Source organism: Collinsella sp. BG-O-102 (assembly GCF_023656745.1).
Lineage (GTDB): Bacteria > Actinomycetota > Coriobacteriia > Coriobacteriales > Coriobacteriaceae > Collinsella.
On the sequence record NZ_JAMOKO010000018.1, the window covers coordinates 14,277 to 35,211 of the forward strand.

At 57.3% G+C, this 20,935-nt stretch carries 15 protein-coding genes and 1 tRNA gene; 12 read left to right on the forward strand and 4 right to left on the reverse strand.

All coding sequences use genetic code 11. The annotated features are described in order from the left end of the window. Positions 1-49 precede the first annotated feature (49 nt). The 4 genes from rsmG to NBH09_RS08645 all read left to right on the forward strand — a co-directional run bounded on the left by rsmG (position 50) and on the right by NBH09_RS08645 (position 2,864). On the forward strand, positions 50-787 hold the full coding sequence (gene rsmG, locus NBH09_RS08630) for a 16S rRNA (guanine(527)-N(7))-methyltransferase RsmG (protein ID WP_250787715.1): 738 nt from the start codon (positions 50-52) through the stop codon (positions 785-787). Positions 788-921: 134 nt separating this feature from the next. Continuing rightward, positions 922-1,722 carry a ParA family protein gene (locus NBH09_RS08635; RefSeq protein WP_118238235.1) on the forward strand — a complete coding sequence of 267 codons (801 nt, stop codon included), beginning with the start codon at positions 922-924 and terminating at the stop codon, positions 1,720-1,722. Next, entirely contained in the window at positions 1,715-2,620 is a 906-nt protein-coding gene (locus tag NBH09_RS08640) for a ParB/RepB/Spo0J family partition protein (RefSeq protein WP_250787716.1), read from the forward strand. The genes NBH09_RS08635 and NBH09_RS08640 overlap by 8 nt, the downstream gene beginning before the upstream one ends. Next, positions 2,610-2,864 (forward strand): hypothetical protein, encoded by a 255-nt coding sequence (locus NBH09_RS08645; protein ID WP_250787717.1) that lies wholly within the window; start codon positions 2,610-2,612, stop codon positions 2,862-2,864. Before NBH09_RS08640 ends, NBH09_RS08645 begins: the two co-directional genes overlap by 11 nt. 197 nt (positions 2,865-3,061) lie before the next feature. Here NBH09_RS08645 and rlmN read toward each other — a convergent pair whose 3' ends face one another. Further along, the gene (gene rlmN, locus NBH09_RS08650) at positions 3,062-4,114 is read right to left on the reverse strand and encodes a dual-specificity RNA methyltransferase RlmN (RefSeq protein WP_250787718.1); all 1,053 of its coding nucleotides are present in this window, start codon (positions 4,112-4,114) and stop codon (positions 3,062-3,064) included. 85 nt (positions 4,115-4,199) lie between these two features. Here rlmN and NBH09_RS08655 point away from each other — a divergent pair, with 85 nt between their 5' ends. Both NBH09_RS08655 and NBH09_RS08660 read left to right on the forward strand, forming a co-directional pair. Beyond that, the gene (locus tag NBH09_RS08655) at positions 4,200-5,165 is read left to right on the forward strand and encodes a D-alanine--D-alanine ligase family protein (RefSeq protein ID WP_250787719.1); all 966 of its coding nucleotides are present in this window, start codon (positions 4,200-4,202) and stop codon (positions 5,163-5,165) included. Then, positions 5,159-8,053 carry a helicase C-terminal domain-containing protein gene (locus NBH09_RS08660; protein ID WP_250787720.1) on the forward strand — a complete coding sequence of 965 codons (2,895 nt, stop codon included), beginning with the start codon at positions 5,159-5,161 and terminating at the stop codon, positions 8,051-8,053. The genes NBH09_RS08655 and NBH09_RS08660 overlap by 7 nt, the downstream gene beginning before the upstream one ends. Here NBH09_RS08660 and NBH09_RS08665 read toward each other — a convergent pair. Beyond that, positions 8,050-8,967 (reverse strand): helix-turn-helix transcriptional regulator, encoded by a 918-nt coding sequence (locus NBH09_RS08665; protein ID WP_250787721.1) that lies wholly within the window; start codon positions 8,965-8,967, stop codon positions 8,050-8,052. The two genes, NBH09_RS08660 and NBH09_RS08665, sit on opposite strands and share 4 nt — an antisense overlap. Next, positions 8,954-9,976 (reverse strand): helix-turn-helix transcriptional regulator, encoded by a 1,023-nt coding sequence (locus tag NBH09_RS08670; RefSeq protein WP_250787722.1) that lies wholly within the window; start codon positions 9,974-9,976, stop codon positions 8,954-8,956. Before NBH09_RS08670 ends, NBH09_RS08665 begins: the two co-directional genes overlap by 14 nt. A 198-nt stretch (positions 9,977-10,174) precedes the next feature. On the opposite strand from NBH09_RS08670, the gene NBH09_RS08675 reads away from it, so the two are divergent. Together NBH09_RS08675 and NBH09_RS08680 are read left to right on the forward strand one after the other, a co-directional pair. Then, positions 10,175-13,321, forward strand: a complete 3,147-nt coding sequence (locus NBH09_RS08675; protein WP_250787723.1) for a hypothetical protein — start codon at positions 10,175-10,177, stop codon at positions 13,319-13,321. A gap of 21 nt (positions 13,322-13,342) precedes the next feature. Next, positions 13,343-13,561, forward strand: a complete 219-nt coding sequence (locus tag NBH09_RS08680) for a hypothetical protein (RefSeq protein ID WP_022094153.1) — start codon at positions 13,343-13,345, stop codon at positions 13,559-13,561. 66 nt (positions 13,562-13,627) lie between these two features. On the opposite strand, the gene NBH09_RS08685 is transcribed toward NBH09_RS08680, so the two are convergent. Further along, complete coding sequence (locus NBH09_RS08685; RefSeq protein WP_250787724.1) at positions 13,628-17,059, reverse strand: SpaA isopeptide-forming pilin-related protein; 3,432 nt, start codon at positions 17,057-17,059, stop codon at positions 13,628-13,630. A gap of 297 nt (positions 17,060-17,356) precedes the next feature. Here NBH09_RS08685 and NBH09_RS08690 point away from each other — a divergent pair. From NBH09_RS08690 to NBH09_RS08705, 4 genes are all read left to right on the forward strand, one after another. Further along, positions 17,357-17,431, forward strand: a tRNA-Gly gene (locus NBH09_RS08690). A gap of 425 nt (positions 17,432-17,856) precedes the next feature. Further along, a complete protein-coding gene (purB, locus tag NBH09_RS08695; protein WP_055251306.1) occupies positions 17,857-19,203 on the forward strand; it encodes an adenylosuccinate lyase in 1,347 nt (448 codons plus the stop codon). A 128-nt stretch (positions 19,204-19,331) separates the two neighbouring features. Next, entirely contained in the window at positions 19,332-19,595 is a 264-nt protein-coding gene (locus NBH09_RS08700) for a TIGR03905 family TSCPD domain-containing protein (protein ID WP_022093796.1), read from the forward strand. Further along, complete coding sequence (locus NBH09_RS08705; protein WP_250787725.1) at positions 19,595-20,806, forward strand: twin-arginine translocation signal domain-containing protein; 1,212 nt, start codon at positions 19,595-19,597, stop codon at positions 20,804-20,806. Before NBH09_RS08700 ends, NBH09_RS08705 begins: the two co-directional genes overlap by 1 nt. Positions 20,807-20,935 lie beyond the last annotated feature (129 nt).

A 20,935-nucleotide genomic window follows, 5' to 3' on the forward strand; every position in this document is an offset into this window, starting at 1 on the left:
TTTGTCAAAAGTTCTCGATACACTGATTTTTGTCAGAAAGGAGCTTCTGTTGTTTGTACTTACTGATCAGCAGACTGACGAGATGCTCAGCCGTCTAACTTCCTATTGCAAAGAGTATTCCCTGAATATAACTGATGCTGATCTAAGGAAATGTATTCAGCATTTGGATTTGGTTCTAGAAACAAATAAGACAACCAACCTCACCCGTATTCTTAACGTAGAAGACGCTGCGGTACTTCATATCCTCGACTCACTTGTCTTGCTCCCTTATATCAATAAGGCTCCTGAGGGAGCTTTGCTCGATATGGGAACTGGTGCGGGTTTCCCTGGTATTCCATTAACGATAACCACGCATCGTAAAGCTACTTATATTGACTCTGTTGGCAAGAAGGTTGATGCTGTCAATTCTTTTGTTCATGCTCTTGGATTGAAATATGGTCATGCAGTTCATGATCGCCTTGAAGAATATGCTCGAAGCCATAAGAAACAGTTCTCTGTCGTAACCGCCCGCGCGCTGGCCCCTCTACCGATTCTTGTTGAGTATGCAGCTCCGTACCTCAAGGATGGAGGGCTATTTGTTATTACGAAGGGCAATCCATCGGATGAGGAGCTTACTTCCGGCATGTCAGCAGCTAAGATCTGTGGCTTCACTTTGCTTCTGAATGACGCAATCGATTTGCCTGAGGGCTTGGGCCACAGGGAGTTTATTGTTCTTAAGAAGAGTCATCCAGCATCCGTCTCATTGCCTCGTGCAAATGGCATGGCAAAGAAGAATCCGCTTGCCTAGATGTTTCACGTGAAACATAATGGATACTAACAACTTGCGGTGTTTCACGTGAAACATGGCGGTTGATATCGAATCGGAATGTTTCACGTGAAACATCCTCCGTTTGACAGCTTTAATACACACCAGGAGGGACCGTGGGATTTCGCGACGTTAAGCGTTCGAAAAGCGCAAAAGACACGCGTATTATTGCAATCATCAATCAAAAAGGCGGCGTCGGTAAGTCAACGACGGCTGTAAACCTTGCAGCAGCTCTGGGTGAACAGGGACGCAAGACGCTGATTGTCGATTTTGATCCGCAGGGAAACAGTACAAGTGGATTTGGAATTGAAAAAGAAGACCTTGATCAGTGCATCTATGATGCATTGCTGAATGACGTGCCGGCAGAATCGCTCGTTCTTGATACAAATTGCAAAAAGGTATTCGTTATTCCGGCGACAATTCAGCTTGCAGGCGCCGAAATTGAGCTCGTAAGCGCAATTGCTCGTGAAACCCGCCTCAAAGATTTGCTTGAGCCCATTCAAGACGAATTCGATTTTATTTTCATTGACTGTCCTCCTTCGCTCGGCCTGCTTACAATCAACGCTTTGACCGCAGCAGACAGCGTTTTGATTCCGATCCAGTGCGAGTATTATGCACTCGAGGGCGTAACGAAGCTGCTTGAGTCAATGAAGATGGTCAAATCGCGTCTGAACAAGGGCTTAGACACCTATGGCGTGCTTATGACCATGTATGACTCACGTACTTCTTTGTCGAATCAGGTTGTTGAGGAAGTTCAGTCGTACTTTGGTGATAAGGCTTTTAAGACCTTAATTCCTCGTACCGTAAAAATCTCTGAAGCTCCGTCTTTTGGAGAGCCGGTAATTACCTATGCGCCTCAAAATAAGGGTGCAAAAGCGTATATGAACCTTGCAAAAGAGGTGATCAAGCGTGCCTAGTGCAAAGAAACGTGGCGGATTGGGACGTGGACTCAATGCTTTGGTCTCAGAGGCCGAGTATGAGACCGGTGGTTCGGCTGCATCGGCTTCAAATGCCGCATCTGAAACAAAACTGCCTATTGAGGATATTGTCCCTAATCCAAATCAACCTCGAATTCACTTTAATGAAACAGAACTTCGCGAGTTGAGCGAGTCAATCCAAGAACATGGCGTTTTGCAACCACTATTGGTCCGCAAGCACGGAAATGGCTATGAGATTATTGCCGGTGAGCGTCGTTACCAGGCATCGAAACTCGCTGGCCTTGAAGAATTGCCAGTCATCATTAAGGAAGTTAATGATGAGGAAATGCTCGCTCTTGCACTTATCGAGAATCTTCAGCGTTCTGATTTGAACCCTGTCGAAGAGGCAAAGGGTTATCGTCAGCTCATTGATGCCAGCGGTATGACGCAGGAGGCGTTATCAAAGGCTGTCAGTAAGTCTCGTTCTGCAATTACAAATTCGCTTCGTTTGCTAGATCTTCCCGAAGTCGTACAGCAGATGATTTTCGAAGGCAAGCTTACTGCAGGTCATGCAAGAGCGATTCTTGCGGTTCCTTATGAAGATGCCAGGATTCGACTTGCTGAGAAAGTTGTCGCAGAAGGTCTTTCTGTTAGAGCGACAGAAAATCTTGCTCCGTTGTTTTCTGCCGGAGAGACGCCAAGGACTCCGAGACCGGCAACACCTCAGTCATTCAAAAAGGCCGCTCGAGTACTTCGTCAAGTTTTCAACACGAATGTACGTGTGAAGAGCTCGCGTGGCAAGAACAAAATTGAAATCGAGTTCAAAGACGAGGAGGAGCTCTCCCGTATCCTTGGCGAAATGATTCAATTTGGGCAGGAGGATCAGGATGAAGAATAAGGTTCTCGCGGCTATTGCGTTGGCAACCACCGTCGCCGCTGGTGCTTTTGCGGGGTATAAGCTTGCGACAGATGATGAACTACGCGGTCGACTGCTGCGCGGAGCTCAGGATATCGTCGATACATCAAAGAAGAAAATGGATGTGATGACCGAAGATGTCGCTATGCGCACTGCTCAGATGACTAAGAATCCCAAGATTAACCAAGACTGGGTTGACCATCAATGGGAAAATGTTGGTTATTAGGTACCTAACAATTACTTGCCTATTTTGAAGGGGCCTTGTCTGATTCATGAGACAAGGGCCCCTTATTTTGGCCATAAAGCTAAGTTCACGTAAATCAAGTCCACTAGGATGAAAACAAATGAAACAGCCCTGGTTGCATTATTTGCAACCAGGGCTGTCGGATGTTTCACATGAAACGTTATGGGGGGCAGACTCCCCTATGCGTTCTTCTGGACCTTGAAGCGTTGCTTCAGTTGACCGCAGGCGGCATCAATATCATTGCCGCGAGAATTGCGGATCGTGGTCTCGATGCCACGAGACTCAAGGCGGCGCTGAAGATCCTCAACCTTATGAATCGGCGACGGCTTGAGCGGGCTGCCCTCGATGTCGTTAAGCTGAATCAGGTTAACGTGGCACAGCGTTCCCTCGCAGAAGTCGCAGAGCGCCTGCATCTCGGGATTCGTGTCGTTGACGCCTTCGATCATGGCATACTCATAGGTCGGTCGGCGTCCGGTCTTCTCGGTGTAGAGCTGAAGCGCCTCGTGAAGGCGAAGTAGCGTGTACTTCTTAACGCCAGGCATAATCTTGTTGCGCGTGGACTGGATAGCGGAGTGCAGCGACACAGCGAGCGTGAACTGCTCGGGAATGTCGGCAAACTTGCGAATGCCTGGAATAACACCGCTGGTGGAGACAGTAAGATGACGGGCGCCGATGCCGATGCCATCGGGGTCGTTAAGGATGCGCAGTGCCTTGAGAACCTCGTCGTAGTTGGCAAACGGCTCGCCCTGACCCATGAAAACGACGCTTGTGGCGCGCTCGCCAAAGTCGTTGGATACATGAAGCACCTGGTCGACGATCTCTTGAGCGCTCAGAGAGCGCTTGAGGCCGTTGAGACCAGTAGCGCAAAAGGCGCAGCCCATGCCACAGCCAGCCTGAGTAGAAACACAGACGGAGAGTTTATTGCGGCGAGGCATGCCAACGGTCTCGACGGAAATGCCGTCGTGGTACTCGAGCAGATACTTGCGCGAGCCGTCCTTGGAAACCTGTTTGGTAAGCTCCGTCGGCGTGTCGAAGGCAAATGCCTCTTTAAGCTGCTCGCGGAAGGCCTTGGGAAGGTTAGTCATATCATCAAACGAACAAACGTTCTTCTCAAAGACCCATTCGATGAGTTGCTTGGCGCGGAAAGCGGGCTGGCCGAGTTCTGCCACGAGCTCGCGAATATCGTTTTGGCTCAAGTCGCGAATGTCCTGAGATTTAGTCCTGGGATTCATGGAAGCCTTTCGATTTTGGGGAAACGTAGAGGGTATCGCTACAATATGGTATCAGCTGCAGAAATTATAGAGGAGGAGTCTGCCCATGCCGGGTAAAAGCCTAGAGAACATGCACGTAGCGGTCTTGGCGGGCGGTCATTCCGCTGAGCGCGAGATCTCGCTCAATTCGGGAAAGAACGTCGTGGTGGCCTTGAAGGAGGCCGGCTACACTTCGGTGGAGCTGCTCGACACCGCCGCCGATGACTTTATGGTGACTATGGCGACCGGCGGCTTTGACGTGGCGTTTATCGCCATGCACGGCGCCGGCGGCGAGGATGGCGCCATGCAGGGGGCCATGGAGACCCTGGGTGTCCCCTACACGGCCTCGGGCGTGCTTGCCAGCGCCTGCGGTGCCGACAAGGAGGTCTCTAAGCTCTTGTACGCCAAGGCGGGCATCCCCATTGCCCCCGGCCTCGCGCTCGAGGTGGGCGATGAAGTCGATATCGATCATATCGTCGAGGTTTGTGGCGAGCGCTGCTTTGTGAAGCCGGCCGTCAACGGTTCCAGCTATGGCATTTCCCTGGTCCATGAGCCCTCCGAGCTGCCCGCGGCAATCGCCAAGGCGTTTGAGTACGGCGACAAAGTGCTGGTCGAGAAGTGCATCGAGGGTACCGAGATCACCGTCGGCGTGTACGGCGAGGACGACGTGCGCGCTCTGCCGATTGTCGAGATTCGTAAGCCCAAGGACTGCGAGTTCTACGATCTGGACGTGAAGTATGTCGACCCTACGGACATCCATCGCATTCCGGCGCAGATTTCACCCGAGAATTACACTCGCGCTCAGGAGCTTGCCTGCGCTGCTCACAAGGCCCTCGGTTGCCTGGGTATCTCGCGCAGCGACTTTATTGTGAGTGAGGACGGCCCCGTCATCCTCGAGACCAATACCATTCCCGGCATGACCGATACGTCGCTGTATCCGGATGAGATCCGCCACACCGACGACATGACGTTCCCGCAGGTCTGTGACAGCCTGATCCGTATGGGCCTTCGTCGAGCGGGCATTGCATGCTAATCGAGGACGCGGTTTCGTCAGGAACGCCGCAGTTTGTCATCGACTCCTATGCCACGCTTGCCGAACGCGCCAAAACGCAGTCCTTCGGCCTTATCGAGGAAGATGTAATTGTCCTCGATACCGAGACCACAGGTCTTTCGGTGCAGGACAACGAGCTGATCGAGATCTCGGCGGCCCGTCTTTCGGGCCGCGAGATCGTCGACCGCTTCGATACCTTCGTGCATCCCAAGCAGCTGATTCCCGCCGAGATTACCGAGCTCACGAGCATTACAAATGCCGATGTGGCAGATGCCCCGTCGGCCGTTGAGGCCGTAGCCGCTCTCGCCGATTTTGTCGGTGGTTGCCCGGTAATCGCACATAACGCCACGTTCGACCGCTCGTTTATCGAGTCGGTCAAAGGCGGCGTCAACGTGAGCGATATTTGGATCGATTCGCTGGCGCTGTCGCGCATCGCGCTTCCGCGCCTGGCCTCGCACAAGCTGTCTTTTATGGCCGATCTGTTTGGCTGTGACTCGGTATCACACCGTGCCAATGCCGACGTCGACGCCCTGTGTGGCGTATGGCGCGTGTTGCTCGTGGCACTCACCGACTTGCCCCAGGGCCTCATGGCGCGCCTAGCCGACATGCATCCGGACGTGCCTTGGTCCTATCGTCCAATCTTCTCATTCTTGGCGGGGCAGAACCCTGGTTCTATCTTCTCTCTCAGCGCCGCCCGTGCTGACGTTCTCAAGGCCGATCGCGCCGACGATCGGGTGGACGCCGACGAACTGCCGGTACTCAGGATGCCGAGTCGTGAGGAGATTGAGGCAGACTATGCGCCAGGTGGCCTGGTCAATCGCATGTATCCCACCTACGAGCCGCGTGATGAGCAGATCGCGATGGCGCTCGAGGTCTGCGATGCGCTGGTCACGGGCACTCATCGTGTAATTGAGGCGGGCACGGGCGTCGGCAAATCGATGGCCTATCTGGTGCCTTTTGCCGAGGCAGCACGCCGTAACAACATCACGGTTGGTATTGCGACCAAATCGAACAATCTTGCCGACCAGCTCATGTACCATGAGCTGCCAAAACTTGCCGAGCAACTGGACGGTGGCCTGTCATTTTGCGCTCTCAAGGGCTATGACCACTATCCGTGCCTGCGCAAGCTTGAGCGCATGAGCCGCGGCCAGGTCGAGATTACCACCAAGCGCGATCCGGCGGACACGCTCACGGCGGTCGCGGTCATTATGGCGTACGTCTGCCAATCAGCCGATGGCGACCTCGACTCGCTCGGCATTCGGTGGCGCAGCGTCAACCGCCCCGACTTTACGACGGCCTCGCGCGAGTGTGCTCGTCGCCTCTGCCCGTTTTTCCCTGATAAATGTTTGGTCCACGGCGCTCGACGTCGTGCGGCGCATGCCGACGTGGTGGTCACCAATCATTCCCTGCTGTTCCGCAATGTCGCGGCCGAGGGCAGGATTTTGCCTCCGATTCGTCATTGGGTAATCGACGAGGCCCATTCCATCGAGCGCGAGGCGCGCCGTCAGTGGGCGCGCGTGGTGTCGGCGGACGAATCACGCGTTCTGTTTGAGCGCCTGGGTGGCTCGAGCACCGGCGCGCTAAGCCAGGTTTCCCGTGATTTGGCAACCTCCGAGGGCTCTACGCTCTATCTGGGCCTTACTGCCAAGGCGACCTCGACGGTTGCGCGTGCGAGCATGGCGATCGCCGACGTGTTCGATGGCGTTCGCGAGCTCGGCCGCCGTGCCCGTGGGGGTTATGACAATGCCAATCTATGGATTGGCCCCGAGCTGCGCGAATCTGACGACTGGCATGATTTCTTACAGTCGGCTTACACTGCCATCGACGCATTGGAACAAGCTGACAAGAGCGTCGACGCGCTGGTACAAGCCGTCGCCGCCGACAAGCCCGAGGTTGTTGTCGACCTGGGTGATATCTCGCGCCGCCTGCACGAGCTGGCCGAGAACCTCAAGCTCATCATTGATGGCACCGATGAACACTACGTGTATTCGCTGCAGGTCAATCGCAGGCTGCGTGCCGGCGGAGAGTCAATGACCGCAGAGCGCATCGACATTGGCGAGGCCTTGGCAACCGAGTGGCTGCCCGAGGTTCACACGGCTATCTTTACCTCGGCGACCATGACGGTGTCCAAAAGCTTTGAACACTTTAACCACGCGGTCGGCCTCGATCGCATTGGTGCTTCAACATCCACATCGCTGCACTTGGACTCGAGCTACGACTTCGATTCGAACATGGCTGTAGTCGTTGCGGGCGATATCCCCGATCCGCGCGATCGTGAGAGCTATCTTACGGCGCTCGAGCGCGTGCTGGTCGACGCCCATCTTGCCATGGGCGGATCGGTGCTCACGCTGTTCACCAATCGGCGCGACATGGAAGACCTGTACGCCCGCGTTGAGCCCAAAATGGCCCGTGCGGGTCTGGAGCTCAACTGCCAGCAGCGCAACTCATCTCCTCGTCGCCTGCGCGACCGGTTTATCAACGAGCCGACCTCGTCGCTTTTTGCACTTAAGGCCTTCTGGGAGGGATTCGACGCCAGCGGCGAGACGCTGCGCTGCGTCATCATTCCCAAGCTGCCGTTCTCGAGCCCCACGGACCCGCTCTCGTGCGAGCGCAACCTGCGCGAAGACCGCGCTTGGGCGCGCTATTCGCTGCCCGAGGCGGTGCTCGAGGTCAAGCAGGCGGCCGGCCGCCTTATCCGCTCGTCGACCGATTGCGGCGTGCTGATTCTGGCCGACCCGCGCCTGGTGACGAAGGGCTACGGAAAGAAGTTCTTAACGTCGCTGCCCACGAGCTCCTACCAGCGCATCGAATCGGCGCAGATCGGGCACTATCTGCAACTGTGGCGTGCACGCCACGAGCGGCGGCGCTAAAGCGGACAGACGAGGGTTTTTGCCATATCGCACAGACGCTTTGACAGGGCGGGGTCATCCAAGATGTGGATGGCTCCGCCCGCTGCAATTATCTGGCTCAGTAGCCAACGCTCGGAGCCGTAATGCACGGTTACCGTTGCCATGTCTGCTCCGCTGCGCTCGATTAGGGTGATGCCGGCCCAGTCCAGATGCTCCGCCATATCGAATGGCATCAAGAGCTTTGCACTACGCTGCGTCCGGGCAAGGGAATCGTGGAGGGATGCGACGTCCGGTGCATGAGGCACGACGGAGTCTTCCGTCAAGGCGAGTCCCTCGATTTTATCCATGCGATAGGTGCGCTGCTCATCGACCGCGATGTCCCAGGCAATCAGGTATGTTTGGTCGCCGTTTGCCGTAATGCGCAAGGGGTCGACCAGACGCTCACGTGGCCGTGCATCGTCCATCGAGCGATACGAGATGCGGCAGCGAACGCCGTCCTGAATGGCGCAGCTCAGCTGCTGCCAGTGCGACCCGTGGTTGACGGTGTCAAAGACGCGCTGGTTATAGCCGAGCTCTTCGGGTAGAAGAGCATGCCGAATCCGGGCTGCCGTCTGTGGCTCGATCCCCAACGATTCAAGTTCGTGGTTGAGCACAGCGCCCTCGGCGGCACTCAGGCGCAACGGTAGAACACGCCCGGCGTCGCCGGTGAGGACCACACGCTCGCCGTGGCATTCGCAGATGATGCGCGCGCCCGATTCTCGGTCCGCGAGCGTCGAGACGATCTCGAGAATCTCGTCGAGTGACACCCCTGTGATGTCAAAGCGGCTGCAAATCTCGGCTCGTGTCATGCCGCTCTCGCCGGCGGCGTAGAGGGCCTCCATGATGTCGATGGCGCGCGAGAGTCTCTGCTCGCTGGTGAGTTTACGCACGGGCATGCTCGTGCACCGTCCTTTCAATGAGGCGGTTCCACGCCTGCTTGAGCGATTTGGGGGCCATGGGCCTCATGCCGTCCATGGCGTGGGCCATGCAAAATGAGGCGGCGGCTTCAAGGTCACGCACGTCAACGGTCCAGGTCCATCCCGCATCGGTGTGTGCGAGCTCACCTCGCCCGCGCGTGAGGCCGTTGATCATATCGATCTGCGTCTGAGGGGCGAACGAGAACGTGGCTGCAACGGGCGGTCGGTCGGCAAAATCGAATTCAAAGAACAGATAGTCGTTGAGATTGAAGTCCGCAGGGATGGCGTAGGCCTTCGAAGGACGCCAAGCGCGAACGATACGGTCGCAGCGGAATGTCCTGATGCCGTCGGTGACATTGTCGAGGCCGCAGAAGTACGCCACGCCCTCGCGTTCGAACATGCCGTAGACGCAGACGGTACGTTCTTTCTGCTCGCCGCGTCCGTTCTGATATAAAAATCGCAGCGCGCATCGCTCGGCAAAGGCGCTCCATACCGCATCGACGGTGGGAGAGCGGCGGATTGGTGCTTCGTCCACCGTCGTCCTACCGGTGAGATAGGCAATCTTGGAGCGAATATCGGCAAGCGGTGCGGCAAAAGTGGATGAGCCGGCCGCTAGTGTCTGGTCGATGGCGTTGAGCAGGATATCGGCGTCGTCTGCGGTGATGAGGCCGCCTGCTGCAAAGGTGTGCTCGCGGTCGATTGTCCACGAGCTTTCCTCGGTCTCCTGCGCACCGGCGGGGCGAACCTCCTTGATTAAGATGCCACGCTCGAGCAGTTTGTCACGATCGCGCCGAAACTTGCGCTTATCCGAGTCGATGTTGCCGGAGCCATATCCCAGGTCGGAATCCAAGACGATCTGCTCGGTCGTCAGCGGTTCGGGGGAGCTGTTGAGCACAAAGAAAAGATTGAGGATGCGCTGGGCCGTTTTATCGAAACTGGGCTCCGAATTCCCCTTTTTAATTGTCGCGGTCGTGTCGCTTGCCGTCATAGAGTCCTCGCATGAGAAGGTGGTTTGCTGCCATGATTTTAGTCCGATATGGAGATTAGGCTATATCCTTGTCCGCTCGGGGCGTTAAGATGGCCCGAATTCGGTCGTTTGCGCTCGCTCGGGGTATACTTTCGACTATATACGGTTCTAATGTGCATGCATTGGGCCTATTTGTCGGATTATGGATGTGGAGCGCACATGGCGAACACCCAGAACTATATTAACCACCTGCTGCAGAACACCGGCATTACGCCGGCATGCAGCGAAGAAGAGCGCTTGGCGGCCGAGGATATCGCTCAGATCTTCCGCAACCACGGCTTTGATCCCGAGGTTCAGGAGTTCAATGCCCCGGCGCCCAGTAGGTTGGCATTTGCCGTTACCGGTATTCTTGCGTTTGCCGGTGCCCTGCTGATGGGCATCGGTGGCGGTATCGGCTTGGTCGGCACCTTGCTGGCCATTGTCGGCGCCGTTCTTTACGTGCTCGAACGCACAGGGCACCCCGTGGTTTCGCGCCTGGGCAAGACGGGCGTGAGCCAAAATGTCATCGCCTACCACAAGGCCTCGGGCCCGCTCGCGTCTCCGCGCAACCGCCCGGTGGTCGTTGTCGCACACTACGACTCTCCCCGTGCTGAGCTGCTCGCCCGCGAGCCCTATGCTTCGTATCGTGCGCTCATCGCCAAGCTGTTGCCCGTTGCCACGGTTGCCCCTGCTGCCGTTGCCATCCTGCGTATCCTGCCGCTCCCCGGCGCGCTCAAGGTTCTGCTGTGGATTGTCGCGATCCTCGCTTCCCTCGTTGCACTTGCCAACGCGGCAAACATCATCTCTAACCGCCACGTTCTTCCCTATACGTCCGGCGCGGTGTGCAACAAGTCTTCTGTCGCCGCTATGCTCGGCGTTATGGACAACGTTGCTCCCTTCCAGGGCGAAAACGAGTTTCCCGACGATGTTCCGTTCGATACCTATTTTGGGGAGCAGAAGCGTCGTGCCGAGGAAATGGCGCGCGCGGCGGCGGAGTATGCCGCGGCCCAGCAGCAAAACGACTACGGCAACACCATCGAGTACGAAGAGCCTACCTACGCCGAGGACGAGTTCGGTCAGCCGATTGCTCGCGACGCTCAAACCGAGCCCGAACAGGGCGAGGCTTTTGACGAGCAGATCGAGGGCTTTGAGGGTGCGTCTGCCGACGAGACGCTGATTGGCGCCATCGTGCCCGAGGATCAGAATCAGGCTGTCCAGGCCGAAGAGTTCAATGACGAGGTTCCCGCTGCTGAGCCGGCGGAGGAGCCTGCCGCGGCTGAGCCCGAGCCCAAGCTCTATCGCAATGCCGCCGGCAACATCCGCTTTGGTTCGGATGCCATCCGTGCGCTCGGAATGCTTCCCGAGTCCTGCACGCTCGATTACGAGGAGGGCGAGGAGCCGACGTTTGAGCCCGAGCCTGCCCCCGTCGTGGCTGCGCCTGCGCCCGTTGTCGCTGCGGATGATGAGTCTGCCGCGGTTACCTCTGCCGTTGCCGAGCCCGAGGCGGTGTCCGCGATCGATCCCGCGGCAGGACTGGACATTTTGGCTCCCGCCGCGCCGGCGCAAGACGTTGCGGACGAGTCTGACGACGATTACGTTGAACAGCCGAGGCGCGTGTCTTACGAGAGCGATACTGATTTCTCGGCCGAGATTCCCGCGGCAACGCCCCATGCCGATATTGCATCCGCGTTCTCTTCGATTGGCGCCAGCGCTTCCAACTTCTTTAAGGGCGCGCTTGCAAAGGGCAAGAAATTTGTCGACGATTTCGAGAAGAAGCGCGCTGCCGCACGCGAGGCTGCCGAGCAGGAGGCTATCGCTCAGCAGCAGGCAGCCGAGGCGGCACGTGAGCGCGCGGCGCAAGAGTTCGAGCAGAACGAGGCTATGCAGTCCGTACCCGTCGACGCTGCCGAAGCTACAACGTCTTTCGAGGCTCAGCAGCACGTCGATAGCACCATGTCGTTTGATGCCGCGCAGTTCGATTCCACGATAACGTTTGAAAAGCAAGGTACCGCGATTGCCGAGCCCCTTCCTGCTTCCGATGAGCAGGACGACGCGGCGGGCGATGGCGAGCCCATTGATGCTGCCGAAATTCAGGATGCGACCGAGGACGAGCCCGTCGAGGTCAACTCTGACGAAGAGCAGTGCGCGGCAGCCGAGCAAGATGATTCGACCGAGGTCGAGCAGGAGGAAGTGTCTGCGGTTTCCGAGGCTCCCGAGACAGATGAGTCGAGGCCTTACTCCACGCAGATTTTCACCATGCCGACTCCGAGTGGTTCCGGTGCCACGGTTGCCAATGTCGCTCCCACCCAGGACGAAACGGTCGATTCCCTTATGGCCCAGATTTCCTCCCAGGCATCGCCGCGTCCGCAGATGAATGTTCCCGATCCGGCGTCGGCACCGTCGCCTGCGCCCTCCTCGTCTCCGCTGGCTTCGGTCCCCGATCCATCGCTGCCGTCGATGAAGCAGGCAAACGTTGCGTCTCGCACGTCGCTGTTCGACCTTCCCGATCCCTCTGCCCAGGTCAACGACCCCTTTGCTACTGCTCAGGGTCCCGAACCCACATCGGCACCCGTTGCGCCTCCTATGCCCGTTGCGCCGGGCGCGCAGCCGATCGAGACCATTTCAGCTCCCGCCCCGGCGGCACCCAAGTCTCGTAAGCGCGGCCTGGGTGGCCTGTTCGGTCGTAAAAAGAAAAACGAGCAGGACAGCATGAGTGACTGGCTGGGCGTCGAAGACGATTACGATGCCAAGAAGTCCGGTCGCGGTATCGGTTCGTGGGATAACTTCGAGGACGATAAGGATGGCTGGAAGGGTGGCGCTACGTCTTCCGATGGCGCTTCTTCCGAAGATATGCTCTCGGCTGTCGCCTCTATGGGCGATGATGAGCTGCTCGGTCACGATATCTGGTTTGTGGCAACCGGCGCCTCGGATTGTGATGGCGCCGGCATGAAGGCCTTCTTGGCTTCGCATCGCGATAAGCTCCGCGGCGTATTCTTCATCAATCTTGAATCCGTCGGCGCCGGCAGGCTTTCGGTGGTGACGGTCGAGGGCGAACAGCAGCTGCTCAAGGGCGATCGCCGCATCATGAACCTGGTCAGCAAGGTGTGCAAGTCGTTCCATGTCGATTGTGGCGCGCTCGAGATGCCCTATGCCAAGACCGATGCCTATGCCGCGCTTGAGGCGAGCCGCCGAGCCCTCACCATCGCCGGCGTGGACGGCACGCGTCTGGCTTGCGCTCGTACCGAGGACGACCTGCCCCACAATGTCAACCCGACGAACATTGCCACGGTATCCGAGGTCGTGACCGAGGTTATCCGCCGTTCGTAGACGGAGCTCTAAGGAGTCAACGTGTTTTCGTATATTAAGCGCCATTGGCCTGTCTACGTGATTTTGACCTTGATTGCCATTGCGTTAGGATTTGGGGCTGCCTACATCGTGGGTGCAAAGGGCTCGACCCCCGCCTCCGCAATCAGCGAAGAGGTGGAGCAAGAACAGAGTACGGGTGCCGATGGGATTCCTGAGTCCGAGCAAGCAATCGTTGATGGTGGATCTTCGTCTGCAGAGTAGATACGGCGATTTACATGATTGAAAGCGGGCGAGCCAGGGGACTGTCTCGCCCGCTTTTTCATCGCGCTAGCGCTTCTTTGGGATCGACCTAAGGCGAGCGAACCATAGGGCTGCGACACCCGAGGTCAGGAGCGCGGTGATGCAAGCGGCGATGGGAGCTGATCCTGTTGCCGGTAGGTCCTGCGGTAGGGTACAGCGTTGAATGACGCTGTCCTCGTCATGTGACTCAAGTTTATCGCCGCCACCGTTGCGGCAAAGATCGACGCGCGCGCTGTTGGTGAGTGCGGTTTGGGGCGTATAAGCCGACGTTGCCTGCATGTGTACGACTGCGCCCCGAGCGTCTGTGCCAAGGATTGCTTTGGCATCGTCAAGGTCGTCGTGCTCATCTTTGAGATCATCGCGGGTCCAAGAATCCACATCGCTTCGAGTCGTAAAGTCGGCGGCTACCGCACCGTATTCAATTCGAATGCCCGTTACGACGGTATTGGACGCAAGGTCGAGTTCTTTCGCCTCGAGTGTGGTGGATTCCGTGGTCGAGACATCCGCCTTCCAGAGGTGCCAGCCGTCGTAATCGACGAGGCGGCAATCCTCACCCAGACTCTCCCTTACTTCGTCGGACTCAAGCCAAGGATTTTCGTGCCCATCGTCAAGTGTCGCGTTTGCCGGCTCATCGACGTCTGTCGAGTCCAACGGCGTCGTGCGATACCACACGTTGCACAGACCATTGAGGTCGCCGATGGCGACGGGGGTTTCGATTGAGACGAATCTCGCCGTATCGTCCTCGGCACACTCAAGATCATCGGTAATTGTGAACTCATCAACCCAGGTAGTTGAATCGTTTCGAGCGTCGATGGTATAGGAGAAAAGCCCATCCGTATTGGTTTGCATCGCGGCACGGTTTTTACCATCGCCGTTAGCCAACAGGCCCTTTTCGATAGGTTGGACAAGTTCCTGACGCTTGTCGACCTGCCCCTTGATCTCGATGGGCGCATCCTTCATCGCGACGGATTGGACTTCTCCCGTATCCTTTATTTCAAACGTTATCTCCTCGGCAAGGTCATAGGTCCGCGGAGACATCATTTCGCGCAACGAGTAGGTGCCGGGTGCAAGATGTTCGACGCGGTGTGGCTTGTCGGATGAGGTCCAGGAGTCTATTTCGGTTTTATCGGGACCATATAAGGCGAGCTGTGCGCCTTCCACTTCCTGCTCACCGCTTGCATCGACCTTGGAGATATCAACCTTGGTGTAATCGTCGGATACGTTAAGCCGTGCTTCTACAACGGGTGTTTTCTGGTCGGCATAAGTAAGGTCGACAATATGGGTTGTCTGATCGAGCAAGAAGCCTGCCGGCGCTTGAGTCTCGACAACCTCGTAGCGTGCGGTGCCAGATCCCAGTGGGAGGTTGCCCGCGCGTGCTTCTCCAGTTTCATCCGTCGTGACGGTCGCGACAGTCTCACCGTCGAGCGCGGCAATGCTACCGTCGGGGCGCACGATATCACCCGAGGCACGGATCTCAAAGACGGCGCCCGCGAGGCTGCTGCCGTCTATGGCATCGGTTTTAACGATCCTGATGTTTCCGGTCGCGGCGTGGTCATAATATGAGGCGATTGCAACGGGCGTTAGGTTCATGTCGGCGGGTATGTTTACCTCGATCTCTTCGCCGACAAGATAGGGCTCTTTGGCCGAGGTTTCGCGTACATAATAGGTGCCCGGCACGAGCGATTCGGGCAGTGTGACGGTCCCGGTCGCGTCAGTCGTAAAGGTGTCCATTACGTTATGTGCTGGATACCAGCAAGTTTGTGAGACAGGTTCGTGATTGCTGTCGAGGAGTTGGAAGGTGAATCCGGCTAGGGGAACAGAAGCGCCTGTTTGGGCATCGCGTTTTACAATCTGGAGATGCGTCGACAGAGCGTGGTTGTCCACGATATATTGAAGCTCGGCGCCGTCGGAAATCTGATTGGCCCCGACGGTCCATTCCCCTGCACGTTTAAAACCCTCGGGGACGGTTTCCGGAACCTCGCGAACCGTGTAGCCGGCACGGTCGTATGGGACGGCTCCGTGGACACCGGCGGGTCGCTTGCCTGTGCCGAACCATGCTTCGGGCTGATCTTTGGTGGAGGCAAAGCCATAGATGTTTGTGATCAGTGTGCCAACAACCTGCTGAGAGCTGTTGCTGACAACCTCAAAGACAACACCACCCGCCGGCTGCTCCAGGCCGGATTGGTCGCTATTGCCGTAATCCTTGAATTTGGAAATCTCAAGGTTAAACGCAACGGGGATATCGGAAACGCGAGATTCGATCTCGACCACGCCTGAATCGCCGAGCTGGTCGGCTCCAACGGTATAGGTCCAGCTGTCGTTGGATGGCAGGTAGCCCTCGGGGGCTTTTGATTCGTAGATGGTAAAGGTTCCTAAGGGGACATCGGCGAGGGCGGCCCGACCGCTTTCGTCGGTCGTGAGGATTTGTGCCCATCCAGGGGTTGATTGCGACACACACGTGAACTCTGCTCCTGCGAGTGAAGATCCCACCTGGGGGCCGGCATTCGTCGCGGCATCGAGTTTTACGATACGCAGGTTGATGGTGCCGGGCTGTTCTTCAATGGCGACCCGCCCGCCGTCATTCCCCGTGGTAAAGGCAATACGATCGTGGCGGGGGACATAGCCGGCCGGCGCCTTCGTTTCAACTAGGTAGTATGCCGTGTTGGGCAGAAGTGTTGCTTGCGCTCGACCGTTGCTGTCCATCTTGATGGTGCCGACACGCGCGCCGCTGGCGCTCTCAAAAATATCGAATGTTGCCCCGGTAAACTGATAGGTATTGTTTCCGCTGGTAATAACGGTGTCAGCAGACTGCTTTTGGAAGGAAACAGAGACCGCCGGCAGTACATAGAGCATGTCTTGACGTTTGCTGCCGCCCGATACGGCTCCTAGATAGCGTCGCGCGCGGTGCGGAGCGGCTTTGATGCTTCCTGATTTTGCGCTGTCGTGGAGCCACCGCGCAGCCGCCACGACTTCATTGTCGGCGGTAAAGTGTCCGCTCTTGGTTTTGCCCTGAGCGGTCGTGTAGGAGTAGGTGCCGTCGACATGGGTAGTGCCGTTGAGCATCCATACGGCAAGCTGGGTGGCGGCGCGGGCGCGATCGGGTGAAAGATGGTAACCGCCAAACGACGTGGCGGTAGGATATCCGTGACAAACGATTGCCGCGAACTCGTCGTCGAGCCACACCCAGCCTTGATCAAAGTTGAGCCATGGGCCGCCCGGTTTGGTGGGGCCGGGGCGCTCCTGGTTCATGCAGTAGGCAATCGAGGTGTCTTGAGCTTCATACTTGCCGATGAAGAAGGGTCCACAATCATCGCTAATAGTGCGGAAGCCGAGCTGGTCGTAGCCATCGACGGCAAATGCGGCTCCCGGTGCCAGGCAGCCGAAAAGCAGGAAGAGGAGCAGGAGCAGCGGACCTGTTGCGATTGCGCTGTGGACAGAGTGCGTGGGTGCGTTGGACATGGCTGCTCCTTATCCCTCGTGCGCCGCACGGGGAGGCTGCGACGCGTAGGATGAGGCTACCCCCGAGGTTCATGCGGGTAAGTACCGGAGCCTGACCAAAAGCTTGCCCAATTCCTGACAAATTGAGCTCAAATACAACAATCAAGCAAAAGTGCAGGTAGAAGATAGGGAGAACAGGAGGTTAAAGGTCCTCGTCTCCACAATTGACGCGATTTTCAAACGAATCTCCACAGCTAAAACAAGCATCGCCACCCTTGTATCGAACAAGACAACCGCGTTATACTAGCCAACACACAAGCGGGCATCGCCAAGTGGTAAGGCATCAGCTTCCCAAGCTGACACTCGCGGGTTCGAGTCCCGTTGCCCGCTCCAGCTAGAAGCACAAGCACGGCACCATTACGGTGCCGTGCTTTTTTCAATAAAGTGCCGGGACTCGAACCCGACAGGGTGCGAGCGTTAAATAAACGCGAAGCGTTTATAGCGAGCAGGCAAGGGCGCCGATAGGCGACCGCAGCCGGTGCGTATTTGCGAAGCAAATACGCGGATGTCCCGTTGCCCGCTCTACCGGGCACGGGAGACATGGGGACGGCTAATTCAACAAAGTCTTCCCCTTCGGCTTCGTGAAGCTGAGGGGCTCGCCTGAAGCCGGTGCGGATTTGCGAAGCAAATGCGCGGACGTCCCGTTGCCCGCTCCAATTCCAAAATGTTAGGTTAATGCCTGCTGCCCATACTTGCACCTGCGCACGGTACAATGGATGGGTTACGACCAACGTGCCAATAACCAAAAAGGAGCCGCTATGATCGATCGCTATACCCGCCCGGAGATGGGACACATCTTCTCCCTCGAGAACAAGTACGCCATTTGGCAGGAGATCGAGGTTCTGGCCTGCGAGGCCCAGGCGGAGCTCGGCAAGATCGGTATTTCCAAAGACGAGGCCCAGTGGATCCGCGACCATGCCAACTTTGAGAAGGCGAAGGTCGATGAGATCGAGGAAGTCACGCGCCACGACGTCATTGCCTTCCTGACCAACATGAAGGAGTACATCGATGCCGATGTTCCCGAGGGCGACCCCAAGCCCAGCCGCTGGGTTCACTATGGCATGACCAGCTCCGATCTGGGCGACACGGCCCTGTGCTACCAGCTCACCCAGGCCTGCGACCTGATCATCGAGGACGTCAAGAAACTCGGCGAGATCTGCAAGCGTCGTGCCTTCGAGGAGCGCAACACGCTCTGCGCCGGACGTACTCATGGCATCCACGCCGAGCCGATGACCTTCGGCATGAAGTTTGGCTCTTGGGCCTGGGAGCTCAAGCGCGATCTGGACCGTCTTGAGGACGCCCGCAAGAATGTTGCCTTCGGTGCTATCTCGGGCGCTGTCGGCACGTACAGCTCCATCGAGCCGTTTGTCGAGGAATATGTCTGCGAGCACCTGGGCCTGGTTCACGACCCGCTGTCCACGCAGGTTATTAGCCGCGATCATCACGCCTACCTCGCCGGCGTTCTTGCCACCACCGCGGCCACCTGTGAGCGCATCGCTACCGAGGTTCGCAATCTGCAGAAGACCGATACACTCGAGGCCGAGGAACCGTTCCGTAAGGGTCAAAAGGGCAGCTCAGCCATGCCGCACAAGCGCAACCCCATCACCATGGAGAAAGTCTGCGGCCTGTCGCGCGTCGTGAAGTCCAACGCCCAGGTTGCCTTCGATAACGTCGCCCTGTGGCACGAGCGTGACATTTCGCACTCCTCTGCCGAGCGCGTCGCCCAGGCCGACAGCTTCATCGCCCTCGACCACATGTTCCAGTGCCTCATCCGCGTTATCGACGGCCTGCAGCTGTATCCCGCTCGCATGATGGCCAACCTCAACAAGACGCGCGGCCTCATCTTCTCCTCCAAAGTGCTGCTCGCCCTCGTCGACACGGGCATCACCCGCGAGGACGCGTACGCCATTGTGCAGGAGAACGCCATGGCGACCTGGCACGAGGTACAGGATTGTGTCTCCGGCCCCACCTTTAAGGAACGTCTCGAGGCCGACCCGCGCTGCACCGTCAGCCAGGAGAAGCTCGACGAGATCTTTGATCCATGGGACTTCCTCACTCGTATCGACACGGTCTTTGATCGTCTGGAGCAGCTGAGCTTCGAGTAGGTTCGGGCATAACGTTAGCTTTTTAGGGCGCTTTGCTGGTAATGTGTGTTGCCGGCAAAGCGCCTCGTTGCATTTAGGGAAAGACGGGGATAATAGTCGTCTCGAATAACATTCTGAGAGGGGATCGCATGATTTCGTTTGATTACAAGCCTCAGGGCGTGTGTGCTCGCAATATTCACCTTGACCTTTCCGATGACGGCAACAAGGTGATAGGCGTTGAGTTTACCGGTGGCTGCGACGGCAATCTCAAGGCAATCTCCAAGCTGGTCGAGGGCGCTCCTGCCGATCGCGTAATCGAGGTTCTCGCCGGTAATACCTGCGGTATGAAAAAGACCTCCTGCGCCGACCAGCTTACGCGCGCCATCGAGGCCGCTCGCGCCGAGATCGCCTAATGGGTATCGCCGATCACATCAAGAACGGAATATCGCGTCGCGGCTTTGTACTCGGTGGGGCTGCCGCGGGCGCTGCCACGGTGCTTGCCGGATGCTCGAAAAAAACGGGTACCAGCGATGATGCCGCCGGCGAGCCGCAGGTTATCAAGGACGATTCCAAAATTATCTCGATTACGGATGAGTATGAGGCTGTCGACATCGATCTTGAGCCGGCGGCGTCGTGGACGCTGCCTCTGGGTACGCTGCTGTACTACTGCGACGGCGATTACGCCGCGGCGATGATGGCGCCCGCATCGGCATTGCACGCCAACACGCTCGGTGTGCTCAACCTGGGCGATGGCTCGCTTACCACATTAATCGAGGATCCTATCGAGGGCACGGGATATGCATTCTACGATGTCCGCGCCGGCGACGGCGTATTCGCGTGGGTTGAGATGAACTTTGCCAATTCATCGTGGAAGCTCTACGCTCAAAATCTGTCGGGCGCTTCGCTCTCTGGCGATGTGGTTGAGCTCGATCGAGGTGGCAAGGACTATGATCCGCCCCTGTTTACGGCGTTCGGGTCATCAGTCATCTGGTATAAAATGCCTTCGGCAGGCGGCAATAAAACGAGTAGTGATTCGTTTTGCTATCGTCGCTCACTTGATGAATCCAAGGCCGAGACAATTTGGAAATCGACGGGCCGCTTTGCATCGGCCCCGCGCGCGAGCGACGGCATTTTGACCATCTCGCCGCGTGTCCGCAACGACGAGGGCGTCTACTACGGCATAACGGCAATCGATCTGACCGACGGCAACAACACCAAGCGTGCCCAGCTAGTCCTTCCCTCGTCAGTCTCGCCTTTCGAGGCCGTGTATATGGGCGATACCTTCGTGTTTTCTATCGAGGCGGCCTATAGCGGCGTGGGCAGCCTGGGCAATATGGGCACGTATATCGGTAATGAGGGAGGGCCGTACCTCTTTCTGTCACGCGAGCCGCTCGCATGTGCGGCTGGCAAGAAGAATAAATACCTTGTTAAGGTACAGGCGTCGCATTTCCTGATCGACACCTCTGCCAAGACCTATGGCTCGCTGCTGTCGCCCGACCGCGCTTTGGAGTATGGCGATTATCCAGCTACGGCGGGAAAATCGGACTCATTCCTTACGTACGCCACGGTGCGCAACAGCCAGGGTATACCAGAGACGGTCGCTGCACGCCTATTCTCTCTTTAAGCTTAGAGGGGTTAAAAAGGCGCCAACAGGGGAATAAACGCGTTGTAATTGTGAGTACCGCCCGCCGAGCTGCCGCGTCATAGCGGCATCCGGCGGGCTCAGGTGCGTTAAAATGGGCTTGTTCTTAGC